The organism is Acinetobacter sp. UBA1496, assembly GCF_002324975.1.
Classification (GTDB): domain Bacteria; phylum Pseudomonadota; class Gammaproteobacteria; order Pseudomonadales; family Moraxellaceae; genus Acinetobacter; species Acinetobacter variabilis.
The window spans coordinates 17,722-31,770 of record NZ_DCRI01000097.1; the positions used below are offsets into that span (position 1 = coordinate 17,722).

General features: G+C 44.3%; 13 protein-coding genes. 9 read left to right on the forward strand and 4 right to left on the reverse strand.

Annotated features, from left to right (window positions below):
* Positions 1–234: 234 nt before the first annotated feature.
* The 3 genes from aroE to hemF form a co-directional block, all read right to left on the reverse strand.
* A complete protein-coding gene (gene aroE, locus B3143_RS12020) occupies positions 235–1,023 on the reverse strand; it encodes a shikimate dehydrogenase (RefSeq protein WP_286740690.1) in 789 nt (262 codons plus the stop codon).
* 98 nt (positions 1,024–1,121) lie between these two features.
* Positions 1,122–1,328, reverse strand: a complete 207-nt coding sequence (locus B3143_RS12025) for a hypothetical protein (RefSeq protein ID WP_005233693.1) — start codon at positions 1,326–1,328, stop codon at positions 1,122–1,124.
* A 150-nt stretch (positions 1,329–1,478) separates the two neighbouring features.
* Entirely contained in the window at positions 1,479–2,426 is a 948-nt protein-coding gene (hemF, locus tag B3143_RS12030; RefSeq protein WP_175966167.1) for an oxygen-dependent coproporphyrinogen oxidase, read from the reverse strand.
* Between the two features lie 242 nt (positions 2,427–2,668).
* Here hemF and hemN point away from each other — a divergent pair, with 242 nt between their 5' ends.
* A complete protein-coding gene (hemN, locus tag B3143_RS12035) occupies positions 2,669–4,042 on the forward strand; it encodes an oxygen-independent coproporphyrinogen III oxidase (RefSeq protein ID WP_286740692.1) in 1,374 nt (457 codons plus the stop codon).
* Positions 4,043–4,163: 121 nt separating this feature from the next.
* Here hemN and ribA read toward each other — a convergent pair whose 3' ends face one another.
* On the reverse strand, positions 4,164–4,766 hold the full coding sequence (gene ribA, locus B3143_RS12040) for a GTP cyclohydrolase II (protein WP_286740694.1): 603 nt from the start codon (positions 4,764–4,766) through the stop codon (positions 4,164–4,166).
* 311 nt (positions 4,767–5,077) lie between these two features.
* Here ribA and dxs point away from each other — a divergent pair, with 311 nt between their 5' ends.
* From dxs to B3143_RS12080, 8 genes are all read left to right on the forward strand, one after another.
* Positions 5,078–6,988, forward strand: coding sequence for a 1-deoxy-D-xylulose-5-phosphate synthase (gene dxs, locus B3143_RS12045; protein ID WP_286740696.1), 1,911 nt, complete (start codon positions 5,078–5,080; stop codon positions 6,986–6,988).
* A 114-nt stretch (positions 6,989–7,102) separates the two neighbouring features.
* A complete protein-coding gene (locus B3143_RS12050) occupies positions 7,103–7,933 on the forward strand; it encodes an inositol monophosphatase family protein (RefSeq protein ID WP_005233698.1) in 831 nt (276 codons plus the stop codon).
* 529 nt (positions 7,934–8,462) lie between these two features.
* Positions 8,463–10,268, forward strand: a complete 1,806-nt coding sequence (locus tag B3143_RS12055) for a DEAD/DEAH box helicase (protein ID WP_286740699.1) — start codon at positions 8,463–8,465, stop codon at positions 10,266–10,268.
* Positions 10,269–10,674: 406 nt separating this feature from the next.
* Complete coding sequence (locus tag B3143_RS12060) at positions 10,675–11,493, forward strand: ABC transporter ATP-binding protein (RefSeq protein ID WP_286740701.1); 819 nt, start codon at positions 10,675–10,677, stop codon at positions 11,491–11,493.
* Positions 11,490–12,269: a lipid asymmetry maintenance ABC transporter permease subunit MlaE gene (mlaE, locus tag B3143_RS12065; RefSeq protein WP_214001882.1), complete on the forward strand. Its 780-nt coding sequence runs from the start codon at positions 11,490–11,492 to the stop codon at positions 12,267–12,269. The genes B3143_RS12060 and mlaE overlap by 4 nt, the downstream gene beginning before the upstream one ends.
* The gene (locus B3143_RS12070) at positions 12,269–12,946 is read left to right on the forward strand and encodes an outer membrane lipid asymmetry maintenance protein MlaD (RefSeq protein ID WP_286740703.1); all 678 of its coding nucleotides are present in this window, start codon (positions 12,269–12,271) and stop codon (positions 12,944–12,946) included. The genes mlaE and B3143_RS12070 overlap by 1 nt, the downstream gene beginning before the upstream one ends.
* An 18-nt stretch (positions 12,947–12,964) precedes the next feature.
* Positions 12,965–13,600: an MlaC/ttg2D family ABC transporter substrate-binding protein gene (locus B3143_RS12075; protein ID WP_004786965.1), complete on the forward strand. Its 636-nt coding sequence runs from the start codon at positions 12,965–12,967 to the stop codon at positions 13,598–13,600.
* Between the two features lie 12 nt (positions 13,601–13,612).
* A complete protein-coding gene (locus B3143_RS12080) occupies positions 13,613–13,903 on the forward strand; it encodes an STAS domain-containing protein (protein WP_180054098.1) in 291 nt (96 codons plus the stop codon).
* The last annotated feature ends 146 nt before the right edge of the window (positions 13,904–14,049 follow it).

Here is a 14,049-nt window from a genome sequence, read left to right on the forward strand (position 1 = left end):
AACTCTCCATCTTTAAATAAGACACTTGTATTTAAAAATGCTTATCTGTCTGGACTTTAATCAATATTTAGGGAGATTGTCTAGGGGTGCTTTTGTGTGAATTGTACACGAATGTTAGGGGCTAATCATTGGATAAATCATGTCATTAAATCCAATTTAATTTTATTATTTTTAATGAAAGGAAAAGAGTGAACGAATTAATGACTAACCCGTTCACCTCAAAAATACTCAGAACTAAAGAAAATCTTTCAGCTCAGGTTTTACCCCGTTCCAGATATAAAAAGATTCAATAGCCTGACCGACCAGCATGCCGAAACCCTCAGAAGTAGGGACGCCACGGGCTTGAGCTTGATCCAGAAAAGTGGACGGTTTGCCATAGGCCATTTCATAGGCATGTTTAAACTGTAGAGCTTCAGGTAGTACCAGCGCATCACCATTAAGACTGGCAGAAGTCGCATTAATTACAATATCAAACTCACCGGCTAAATCAGTTAAGGCAATGGCTTGCAGTTCTGCTTGTGGAACAGCGTCTTTTAGATCGGCAACCAGTTGTTCTGCACGTGACAAAGTACGGTTAGCAATAACAATCTTCTTCACACCGGCCTGTACCAATGGATAGATAACACCGCGGGTCGCGCCACCAGCACCAATAATCAGGATATCGGTATTTTCCAGAGTCCAGTCAAGAGCACGAATAGCCTCCACTAAGCCTTGTCCGTCAGTATTGTCACCATGCAGAATGCCATCTTTCATCCATAGGGTATTCACGGCTTTGGCGATTTTGGCACGTTCGGTAAGGACCTGGCATTGGGCAAAGGCCTGTTCTTTGAAGGGCACAGTCACATTCATGCCAATACCGCCCTGAGCAAAAAATTCCTGGATATTGGCTGTGAAACCATCCAGTGGGGCAAGGCGTTTGGTATAGGTCAGATCGACCCCGGTTTTAGCAGCGAAAGCCTGATGTAGTTCAGGAGAGCGTGATTGTTCGATGGGGTTGCCAATAACGGCAAATTGCTTGCTCATTTCACCATGTCCATGTGCGGAAATGGCCATTAATATACGTGAAAATGCAGGAGGGCTAAAGCCTGTCAGCAGTGAAAAGCAGGCTGGAGTTTAAAGGTTTAGGAACTACAGATTTCAATAATATGTTCGACAAAAAGCAAGGCCATACTAAAGAGGGTTCCGGCAATCGTGAGGACACTCACAAAAATGGCAACTACATCTAGAATCAGGTTATGACTGATGACAGCGGTACTAATCGCACTAATACCAAGCGCCAGAAATAGCCAAAAGGCCAATGTAGCAGGATTAAGGTGAAGCTTAAACATTGTTATTTTTACCTAACAGAATTTATCTTTATCAGAGTCGAGATCTAGGAGTAGATCCTGAAATATCTTTCTGAGTTGCAGTATAGAGGATTTATCCATTAAAAAAGCCCTCGATCTGAGGGCAATTTGTATTTAAATATTTTGATTGCTTTATTTAGTTTTTAATTCTGTTAACCAGTCATGCGGTTTAAGGTAGTAATCGGTCAAGCGTTTTTCTGGTGATCCTTCAGCCCATTCCGGGCGGTATAACCAGCCGGTAAGAGGCGGCAGGCTCACTAGAATCGATTCAATCCGGCCACCCGTCTGCAGGCCAAACAGTGTGCCACGGTCATATACCAGATTGTATTCCACATAACGGCCACGACGGTACAGCTGGAAATCACGTTGTGCTTCAGTATAAGACTTGTCTTGGTTACGCTGGAAAATTGGCAGAATTGCTTCGAGATAACCATTGCCTACAGCCTGTATATACTGAAAACAGGTTTCAAAATCCCATTGATTCAGGTCATCAAAGAATAGGCCACCGACACCGCGCTGCTCATCACGGTGTTTTAGATAGAAATAATCATCACACCATTTTTTATGTTCTGGATAAACCTCTTCGCCAAAAGGCGCACAGAGATCATGCGCGGTCTGGTGCCATGACAGCACATCTTCATCATTTGGATAGAAAGGGGTGAGGTCAAAACCGCCACCAAACCACCAGATCGGATCCTGACCTTCTTTTTCCGCTACAAATAAACGTACATTGGCATGTGAGGTCGGGACATTCGGATTTTTAGGATGGATGACTAACGATACACCCATGGCTTGGGCTTTAGCTCCGGCTATATTTGGATGACGTTCAGTGGCAGAAGCGGGCAGTTTGGAAATATTGATGTGAGAGAACATCACACCGCCTTTTTCAATCACCGTACCATTTTGCAGCACGCGTGAACGGCCGCCGCCACCTTCAGGACGTTCCCAGTCATCAATTACAAATTCAGCTGTACCGCCACCGGCACGTTCCTGCTGTTCCAGCGCGGCACAAATCCGGGCTTGCAGGTCGAGGAGAAAATCGCGAACGCGTTGAATATCTGCAGAGGTGGGATGCTGCATCAGAACCCTCATAGGGAAATAAAAAGACTGATAACATCAAAGCATAAAATGGCCTAAAAATTAAGGTGTTTTTCTGGATGCTCACCATCTGTAACAACATTCAACCTAATGTTTTAGAGCAATTTGCTTCAGCTCAAATCCGACCAGACTACTAGGTTGAATTCTTTTTTTGAGCTCCGCACAATAACCCTAACAGCGCTCTATGCAGCGCATTAACCTGGCTGATAAGGTGGTAGGCATTCATGACTGTGCAGGCAAATTCTCTCATTCAAAAATATAATGTCCCCGGTCCCCGCTACACCAGTTATCCAACCGTCCCTTATTGGGAAGAGTCAGGATTTTCACTAGAGCTCTGGAAGCAGACACTAAAACGTTCTTTTCAGGAGTCGAATGCGACTGAAGGCATTAGCCTGTATATCCATCTGCCATTTTGTGAAAGTTTATGCACCTTTTGTGGCTGTCATAAACGGGTGACCAAACGTCATGAAGTCGAGCAGCCTTATATACAAGCTGTGCTGAAAGAATGGGAGCTGTATTATGAGTTATTAGAAGAAAAACCCATCATCAAAGAAATTCATCTCGGCGGTGGGACACCAACGTTCTTTTCAATTGAACATTTAACCCAGCTCATTCAAGGTATTTTGTCCAAAGCCGAGATTGCAGCAGAACATGAATTCAGCTTCGAAGGTCACCCAAACAATACCACGCGTGAGCATTTGCAAGGCTTGTATGACCTGGGCTTTCGTCGGGTCAGTTATGGCGTGCAGGATTATAATGAAACTGTACAAAAAGCCATTCACCGGATTCAACCTTATGAAAATGTTAAACAGGTGACTGAATGGGCAAGAGAAATTGGTTATGAATCGATTTCACATGATCTGGTTTTTGGTCTGCCATTTCAAAGCCTGGAGGATGTCTTAAATACCATTGATCAGACCAATTCCCTATTACCAGACCGTCTGGCTCTATATAGCTATGCGCATGTGCCTTGGATTAAAGGCAATGGCCAGCGCGGTTTTAAAGATGCTGATGTGCCAAAAGATGAGATCAAGCGTCAGTGCTATGAAGAGGGTAAGAAAAAGCTCTTGGCGCATGGTTATCATGAAATTGGTATGGATCATTTTGCGCTAGAGAAAGACAGTATGTATCAGTCTTTTCAGTCTGGAACTTTGCACCGCAATTTTATGGGTTATACCGCGTCTAAAACTCAGGTGATGATCGGACTCGGAATTTCTTCGATTAGTGATAGCTGGTATAGCTTTGCGCAGAATGTGAAAACCATTGAAGAATATTATGAACTGCTAGAGCAGAATCAGATTCCAGTGGTGAAAGGGCATATTCTGAATCAGGAAGATCTGATCATTCGTAAACATATCCTGAACCTGATGTGTAGCTTTACCACCTCTTGGGCAAAACCTGACATGCAGTTTGCTGAAATTAATGAAGTGCTAAAGCAGCTTGAGGAAATGCAGCAGGATCAGCTGATCAAAATTGAAGACTCTTCAGTCACGATTTTGGAGAAAGGGAAACCTTTTGTACGCAATATTTGCATGGCTTTTGATTTACGTTTAAAGCGTCGCATGCCAGAGAACCGGATTTTTTCGATGACGATTTAAGAATCCCTCTTAGGATCTTATAAATCCCTCCAAACCTCCCTTTAAAAAAGGGAGGCTTCCCTATACTTATATAAAAGGAAATTTCCCCTCTTTGAAAAAGAGGGGGCAGGAGGAGATTCTTTTAAAAATCTTCCTTCTGATACATATGCGCCATGCGTTCATGCTTGGTTTTGAGGTATTGCTCATTGAAGGGATTTAAGCCCACAGTGAGTGGTACACGGTCCACTACATTAACACCTTGCTCTTTCAGTGCATCAATTTTTAAAGGGTTATTGGTGATCAGGCGGACGGCTTTTGCACCTAGGTGATCCAGCATGATGCTGCACATATCATATTGACGTGCATCTGCAGGTAAATTCAGCATCAGATTGGCATCGACCGTATCATGTCCCTGGTCTTGCAAGGCATATGCACGGATTTTATTGGTTAGACCAATTCCGCGTCCTTCCTGACGTAAATAAAGAATGACACCGCGACCCACTTCATTAATCAGTTTTTGTGTTGCCTGGAGTTGAGGGCCACAGTCGCATTTTAATGAAGCAAAGGCATCACCGGTTAAACATTCAGAATGTACACGCACCAGCACAGGTTCATCACTTGGTTCTTCGAGGCCTTTGGAGAGCGCGACATGTTCTTCGCCAGTCTTAGGGTCTTGAAAAACAGTAATTTTAAATTCACCATGAGCGGTCGGTAATCTTGAAGTTGCGACAAATTCGATAGGCACAGCTGAACCCGTAAAATCCTAATAAAGTAGCTAAAGTATAGCGTAATGCTTAAACATTAGTAGAATTGCTCAGCTGAATTTATGAAGAACATTTTCTTTTTTGTAGAAAGCGAACGATAATAGTTGATAAATAGTAAGATTATTCAGGATAATCGTAGCCTGCAAATTTTTCACCCCGACGAGATCGCTGTTTAATATTGCATCGCTAGAAGCGTAGTTGAATTGAAGCTGCTACAATTCAACTATATGATCGGTTATTCCCCATTGACCTAGCTTAAGATTTTGCCAGGCTTTAGAAGGCTTTGCCATATATGCTGTATACAGAAATACCAACTCAACGCCCTGTAACACCGTTGCTTGATGCGATCGATCATCCTGAGCAACTGCGTGCACTCGAGCAAAGCCAGCTCACACAAGTGGCGGATGAGTTACGTCAATTCATTTTGTATGCTGCGGGTCAGAGTGGTGGACACTTTGGAGCCAATCTGGGTGTGATTGAGCTTACTGTCGCTTTACATTACTGCTTTAATACGCCACATGATCGCCTGATCTGGGATGTGGGTCATCAGGCTTATCCGCATAAGGCGTTAACCGGACGTCGTGAACAGCTCACTACAATCCGTGCAAAAGATGGTCTGGCTGCATTTCCGGCACGTGAAGAATCCGAATTTGATACTTTTGGGGTAGGGCATTCATCTACCGCCATTTCTGCTGGCCTTGGCATGGCTCTGGCGCGTCGTTATCAGAACAATCCGTGTGAAGTCGTATCAATTATTGGTGATGGGGCCATGACCGCAGGTATGGCTTTTGAAGCTATGAATGATGCTGTGGCACATCAGGCTGACCTGATGGTGGTTCTGAACGACAATGATATGTCGATTTCATGTAGTACTGGTGGTTTTGCCAAGCATCTCGCTGCAATCTGGGAACGTGGTGAATTCGTCAACGTAACTGAAGATGGTGAGGCTTATGTACAGCCGCACCCGGAATGGCTGTATAACTCGCGTTTACATCAAGCTGCAACTGATGCCGCAGATAACCTGTTTAAAGCCATTGGTTTTGATTATTTTGGTCCTTATGATGGCCATGATGTTAAACAGCTGGTACACGTTTTTAAAGCCTTGAAAAAACGTAAAGGTCCACGTCTGATCCACATCTATACCAAAAAAGGTAAGGGCTTTGCGCCAGCAGAATGTGATCAGATTAAATACCACGCCATTAGCAAACTCAATGCAGTTGCAGCTCCTAATCCAGCACCCAAATATTCAGATGTATTTGGACAATGGTTATGTGATGAAGCAGCACAGGATAAACGTCTATTGGCGATTACTCCGGCAATGTGTGAAGGCTCGGGCATGGTGCAGTTTGCCAAAGAATATCCAGAGCGTTTCTTTGATGTGGCCATTGCTGAACAGCATGCAGTGACGCTGGCAGCAGGTATGGCTTGTGAAGGTCTAAAACCGGTCGTCGCAATCTATTCAACTTTCCTGCAACGTGGATATGATCAGTTGGTCCATGACGTGGCACTGCAAAATCTGGATGTGACGTTTGGGATCGACCGTGCTGGTCTGGTTGGTGAAGATGGTCCAACGCATGCCGGTGCCTATGATTATGCCTATATGCGTACCATTCCGAATCTGGTGATCATGGCACCAAAAGATGAGAATGAATGCCGTCAGATGTTGCATACGGCTTATCTGTATCATGGTCCGGCAGCAGTGCGTTATCCGCGCGGGAATGGACTGGGTGTGGAAATCCAGAAAACCATGACCGAGATGCAGATCGGTCAGGCAGAATTATTGCTCAGTCTGAACGAACAATATGATGAATATGTTTCGATTCTAGCATTCGGTAGTCGAGTTCAAGCTGCAGTTGAAGCTGCTCAAGTATTTGCCAGCAAGCATGATGTGGGTGTACGCGTGGTAAATATGCGTTTCATCAAACCACTGGATACCAAAATGTTAAACCAGCTGGCCCATTCAACCAGTCTGTTTGTCACTGTTGAAGAACATGCAGTCATGGGCGGTGCAGGAAGTGCAGTGAATGAGTATCTGGCTGAAGCTCAAATTGTTAAACCCATCCTGAATCTAGGTTTAGCGGATAGCTTTATGGCACAAGCAACACATAGTCAAATGTTGCAACAGGCAGGACTTGATAGCCAAGGCATTGAAAAATCAATCAATGAAGCCTGGTCAAGGCTAGGTCAAAGCGTCCTGTTATAAACTCTTAAAAAGTTTCGACACATTTTTTCCAAAAAAGCCCGGATATTTGCTAAAATATGCGGGCTTTTATGCATTATTCTTTATCAGTATCTTCAAATTTGTAGTGGGTGTTCAATGGAACCTATGGTGGTGATGGCTGCGCGTGCGGCTCAATTAGTTGGTCAAGAGCTTTTAAAAGCGCATCAAAATCGTCATAAACTCGATCTGCAAGTCGAAGAAAAAGGCATTGATGGTCCGGTAACGCGTGTAGATCGTTATCTGGAACAGTTGACCATCGATACTCTACGTAAAAGCTATAAAAATCACAGTTTCCTTGGTGAAGAATTTGGTCTGCAAGAAGGTAAAGGTCACGACGCTGATTGGTGTTGGGTGATCGATCCACTTGATGGCACACTAAACTTTATCAACGGTTTTCCGCATTTCTGTATCTCTATCGCAGTTCAGCACAAAGGTGTAACTCAGCACGGTGTTATTTATGACCCTGTGAAAGATGAGCTATTCTCTGCGAGCCGTGGTCGTGGTGCGATGCTGAACCAGCGCCGTATCCGTGTAAATGTTAAAGACAGTCTGAACAATACTTTCCTGGCAGTAGGTCATGCTTACCGTACTAAACGTAATGGTGAAGTAGTCTCTTATGCCAAGAATCATTTTGATGCATTGCTCAATGTGACTGAAGCAGGTGCACAATTCCGTCGTGGGGGTTCAGCTGCCTTGGATCTGGCTTATGTCGCTGCTGGTCGTCTTGATGGTTACTTCGAGCTTGGCTTGAAACCTTGGGATATTGCAGCAGGCGAGTTAATCGTGAAAGAAGCGGGCGGTACTGTGGTTGATGCGCGTGGTGGTAGCGATTCTATGGAAAATGGTCAAGTTTTGGCTTGTTCAATGAAAATGCTGAAACCTCTTATGCAAGCAGTTGTTCCTGCTTGGGGTGACGCAGCGAAATAATCGGGTTTAACGCCGTAAATCAAATATTAAAAAGGTATCTCTCGGGATGCCTTTTTTATTTTTTGAAAATAATTACCTGATAAATATCTTCATATTTAGATGATTCACAGCCTTGATAAAAAGAAAATTGACCAGCCGGAGAATTAATTACATTTCTTTTCTTGTTTAAGTCTTAGAAATTGATCGAGAAATTAGCAGTTAAACAAAATAATCTGAAAAGCGGATGACTTTATGAATAATCCTGCTATAATCTGCGCACGCACTTAATTTCTGTTCGTTACCTGAACATTTCTCTTCTTATCATTGTGTATGCGCGTGCGGTCCAAAGAGAGGACGATATCTCGCGCCCCAATCGCTAAAGCGATTCCTTCAGGTTATGCCGTAATCATGCGTGCGTTATATCACATCGTCGTTACTCGGATCGCCGCTGAATCATCTCTTTTCAGCGTTTAATTGCTGTACCGCTTTTTGTCGATGTCCATTTGACTTTATTTTTAATGGAGCACCCAATTTCCGGGTGGAATACTCTATGAGCAAAACTTTTGCTGAATTTTCTTTGCATGAATCGTTACAACAAGCCCTTCAAGGCTTAGGTTTTACTACTCCGACTCCTGTACAAGAACAATCTATCCCTGCTGCACTAGAAGGTAAAGACCTTTTAGTATCTAGCCAGACAGGTTCGGGTAAAACCGCTGCGTTCCTTCTCCCAACTTTGAACGCACTTGCTAACCAAGATACTTTCGTACCATTTAAAGAACGTATGAAAGCGGTGACTCAACCAACTATTCTGGTAATTTCACCAACTCGTGAATTGGCACAACAAGTATGCCAAGACGCGATCGCATTTGTACGTCACATGAAAGGTGTGCGTATTGCTGCAATTATGGGTGGTATGCCATTTGGTAAACAAATCCAGCAGTTAAAAGGTGCACAGGTTGTGGTAGCAACTCCAGGCCGTTTACTTGATCTTGTTAACCGTCGTCAAATCAAACTTGACAAAGTTGACTCGCTGATCGTCGACGAAGCTGACCGCATGCTAGACCTTGGCTTCTCTGAAGACCTAGAAGCAATCGGTGACTTGGCTGCAAACCGTAAACAAACACTGATGTTCTCTGCAACTTTCGCTCCACGTATCATTACCCTTGCTGAACGCATGATGAATGAGCCAGAGCGTATTGCAATTGAAACTGGTCACTCTACCAACACGGACATTACCCAGACTTTACACTGGACTGATGGCTTTGAGCACAAGAAAAAACTTCTTACTCACTGGTTGAACGAAGAAGATGTTGATCAGGCAGTGGTCTTTGCTTCTACTCAAGAAGATACAGATATGCTGGCTGAAGAACTTGCTGAAGCAGGTTTGTCCGTTGTTGCTCTACATGGTGCGATGCCACAAACCGTTCGTAACCGTCGTCTGCGCAGCATCCGTGAAGGTCGTGCAAAAATCCTGGTTGCAACTGATGTTGCAGCACGTGGTCTAGACGTACCGACAATCTCTCACGTGATTAACTTTGGTCTTCCTATGAAGAACGAAGACTATGTACACCGTATCGGTCGTACAGGTCGTGCGGGCCGTACTGGTAAAGCAATTACTTTAGCGACTTATCGTGAACGCGGTAAAATCCGTGCACTAGAAGACTTCCTTGAAGCTCGTCTAAATGTATCTGAAATTGAAGGTCTTGAGCCATCTCCACCTCCTGCACGCGGTAGCCGTGATGGCGCTGGTCGTGGTCGTGGCGGTCGTCGTGATGGCGGTCGTGGCTTCGGTGGTGGTCGTCGTTTCGAAGGCGAGAGCAACTTCAAACGTCGTGAAGGTGGTGATGACCGTCCACGTCATAGCTTCGATGACAAACCTCGTGGCGAACGTCCTGCGTTCAGTGGTGAAGATCGTCCACGTCGTGATTTCAATAGCGATCGTCCTCGTCGTGAAGGCGGTTTCGGTGATCGTCCACGTCGTGACTTCAATGAAGACCGTCCACGTCGTGAGTTTAATAATGATCGTCCGCGTCGTGACTTCGGTGACCGTCCTCGTTTCGAAGGTAATGATGACAACCGCGGTAACCGTGTAGATTACAAACCACGTCGTGAAGGTTCATTTGGTGACCGTCCAAAACGTGATTTCGGTGATCGTCCAGCACGTCGCGAAGGCGGTTTCGGTGATCGTCCAGCACGTCGCGAAGGTGGTTTCGGTGATCGTCCAGCGCGTTCATTCGGTGATGACCGTCCAAAACGTGACTTCGGTGACCGTCCAGCGCGTCGCAACTTTGATGACAAGCCACGTGGCGAGCGTTCATTCGGTGAAGATCGTCCACGTCGTAAATTCAATGACTAATTGAATAATGTCTGAAAAAAAACCAGCCTGAGTGCTGGTTTTTTTATGCATTGATTTTTTGTTTTTTCAGCATAAAATGCCTACTTCATCAACTTTTTCTGGGTTTATGATGATCCGTAATCTGAAAGCGTCTTTTTATAGTCTTTCATATTATTGAGGGGTACATGTCCTACATTGCAGTAACTTTGCTTTTATGCAATCTGATTTATTATGTATATCATTTTTTAAATGGATCATAGTCTGTTAAAATCGCGTCGAAATAAAATTTTTGATTACTAGAAATATATGGCCAGGCATGGAGTATTATGTTTTCCATGAACTTGACCCTTCATTTTCAAATGCTAATATGTTGAACTTCGTTCTTTTGTCATATGCATGCTGAAAAAATGCAGGAATAAACTCAGCTATGAAAAATCAAACAGCGCAGGATCCTCAGTCTTTGATTGAAGTCAAGAATTTGAGTTTCAAGCGGGGTGAGCGTGTAATTTATGACGATGTCAGTTTAAACATTCGTCGTGGGCAGATTACCGCCATTATGGGACCTTCCGGAACTGGTAAAACCACTTTATTAAGATTGATAGGTGGGCAACTGATGCCTGAACAGGGTCAGGTTTTACTGGACGGTAAAGATATTGCCAAGATGTCCCGTGCTGAGCTTTTTTCTGCACGTGCACGTATGGGGATGCTGTTTCAAAGTGGCGCTCTGTTTACCGACATGAGCGTCTATGAAAATGTTGCCTTTCCGATTCGTGCGCATACCAAATTGCCTGAACATCTGATTGCTGAAATCGTGGCTTTGAAACTCGAATCAGTAGGACTGCGTGGGGCAGAGCAGATGATGCCTTCAGAGCTGTCTGGCGGGATGAATCGTCGTGTCGCATTGGCTCGTGCGATTGCACTGGACCCGGAGCTGATCATGTACGATGAGCCTTTTGCCGGGCAGGATCCGATTGTTATGGGAGTTTTGACTCGACTGATCCGCTCTCTACGTGAAGCATTGGATTTAACAACCATTATTGTTTCGCATGATGTAGCAGAGACTTTATCGATTGCTGATTACATCTATGTGGTCGCAGAAGGCAAAATCCAGGGTGAGGGCACAGCAGAGGAATTGAAAAATCATCCTTCAGCCTTTGTGCAACAGTTCCTAACCGGTTCGGTTGAAGGCCCCGTAGATTATCAGTTTAGTCATCAGGCTTATTTAAGTGATGAGGTACGTTCATGAATGCCATTGCTGCCTTAGGTAGACGCGTTATTGAACGTGTTCAGGGGATTGGTGTTGCAACACTGATGCTGTTGCAGATTCTCTTTTCCATGCCGACCTGGCTTGGAGTAAAGCTGTTTGTTTATCAGATGTATCGGGTTGGGGTGTTGTCACTCTTGATTATTGCGGTATCTGGCCTGTTTATTGGTTCGGTACTCGGTTTGCAGATGTATACCATCCTGTCGACATTTGGTAGTGAAGCGATGCTTGGTACTGCAGTGGCTTTAACCCTGTTACGTGAATTGGCACCTGTGGTTGCTGCCTTACTATTTGCGGGTCGTGCCGGTTCTGCCTTAACCGCCGAGATTGGTCTGATGAAAGCGACCGAGCAATTGTCCAGTATGGAAATGATCGGGGTTGATCCCTTAAAACGGGTGATTTCACCACGCCTTTGGGCCGGTATTTTTAGCTTGCCAATGCTCTCAGTGATCTTTGCTGCGGTCGGGATTATGGGCGGAAAAATGGTAGGCGTTGATTTTCTGGGTGCTGATGAAGGGGCATATTGGAGTGGCATGGAAAGTACCGTGCAATTCTATAAAGATGTCCTGAATGGCACCATTATCAAGAGTTTTGTTTTTGCATTAATTTGTACCTGGATTGCGGTTTATCAGGGTTATGCCTGTGAACCAACATCAGAAGGTATCGCAACTTCTACAACACGTACGGTCGTCTATTCTTCGCTGTGCGTATTAGGTTTTGATTTCGTGTTGACTGCGGTCATGTTCGGAGGTATTTAATGAAATCACGTACTAGTGAGCTGGCCGTTGGTGTTTTTGTCATTCTTTTCGGTATCGCCCTGTTCTTCTTGGCGATGCGTGTCAGCGGTCTGGTAGGCACCAATATTTCTGATAGCTATCAGATGACAGCGACTTTTGAAAATGTAAATGGCATCAAACCACGCGCTAAAGTTGCTTTAAGTGGGGTGAAAGTTGGTCAGGTCGATAACATTACACTTGATCCGGTGACCCGTTTAGCCACAGTCCATATGACACTGGATGGCTCTTTGACATCCTTTAATGCCGAGCAGCTCAAGCAGGTTCAGCAGGAAGCCCTCGAAGAGTTACGTTATAGTTCAGACTATACCGCAGCCGATCCTGCGCAACAAAAATCAATGGAAAAACAACTATTAGACAACATGAAATCCATCACCAATATTGATGAAGATGCTTACATTATGGTAGCAACAAATGGTTTATTGGGTGAAAAGTATCTGAAAATTATTCCAGGTGGCGGTCTGACTTACTTGAAACGTGGTGAGCAGATTGCGAACACTCAAGGGACCATGGAAATTGAAGATTTAGTGACGAAATTTATTACCGGCGGTGCCGGAAAATCGTCAGATAGTCAGGAAAGTGCCTCAGAAGAAGCTGCATTTTCAGAAACAACAGATGCAGAACCTGCATTTGTTGAATAACAGATTGAGGAGAATTGAGTGAAGACTTTAGTAAAACAAACGCTTGCCGCAAGCATTCTTTCAACAATGGTTGCTGGTACAGTGTTTGCTGCACCGTCTGAAGCCCCACCTGCTTTTATTAAAAGAGTTGCAGACAATTTGATTGATCGTCTTAAAACCGATCATGCCAAATTGCAGAATAATCCTGCGCTTGTGAAAACGATTGTCCGTCAGAACCTTGACCCGTATATCGATTCACAATCGTTTACCCGGATTGTGATGGGGACTTATGCGACCAATCAGTATAGTACTGCGGCGCAGCGTGCACAGTTTGAAAAAAACTTCCGTGAAACCCTGATTGAAAATTATGGTACGGCTTTCTCTAAGTTCAGTAACCAGACTTACAGCGTTCGTCCTTACAAGGCGACTAACAGCAAAAATCCTGTGGTGACCATCGACTTTAATAACAAAGGCGAGAAGATCCCGGTTGCTTTCCAGCTGGTTGATAAAGGTTCACAATGGAAAATCCGTAACATCAATGTTTCTGGTATTGACCTAGGTCTGCAGTTCCGTAACCAGTTTGCGGCTACAGTAAAACGTAATGGTGGTAACCTAGATAAAGCCATTGCTAACTTCAAGCCAGATGCTGAAGCGGCGATTGACAAGAAAAAATAAGATAGGTGAGCTGTGATTCAATTCAATAATCAGGAACTGCAGGTTTCAGGCAAGATTGACGCTGACAATGCGCAGAGCTATTACTTAGATGGTCTGCGCGTCATTCAGTCACAGGACAAGTTTCCTGTGGTAGTTAATCTGGCTGGACTTGAGCAGGGTAGTACTTTGGCTTTGGCAGTTCTGGTGCGCTGGTTGCGCCAAACTCCACAAGCACGAGGACTACAGTTTAAAGCGGTTCCTGAGAAAATGATGAAGATCATTCAGGCCTGTCATTTGCAGGATGATCTACAGATCATTCAGTAGACCTCTTGCGAAAGTATCGTTTTACCTAATTTTTGAATTGGCTAAAACCTTATAAATTGTAGCTTTAGGCTGTTTAAATTTTAACTAACGCAAGAAGTCTAGTAAATAAAAAAGCACCGAAAGGTGCTTTTTTATTGCCGGTATAT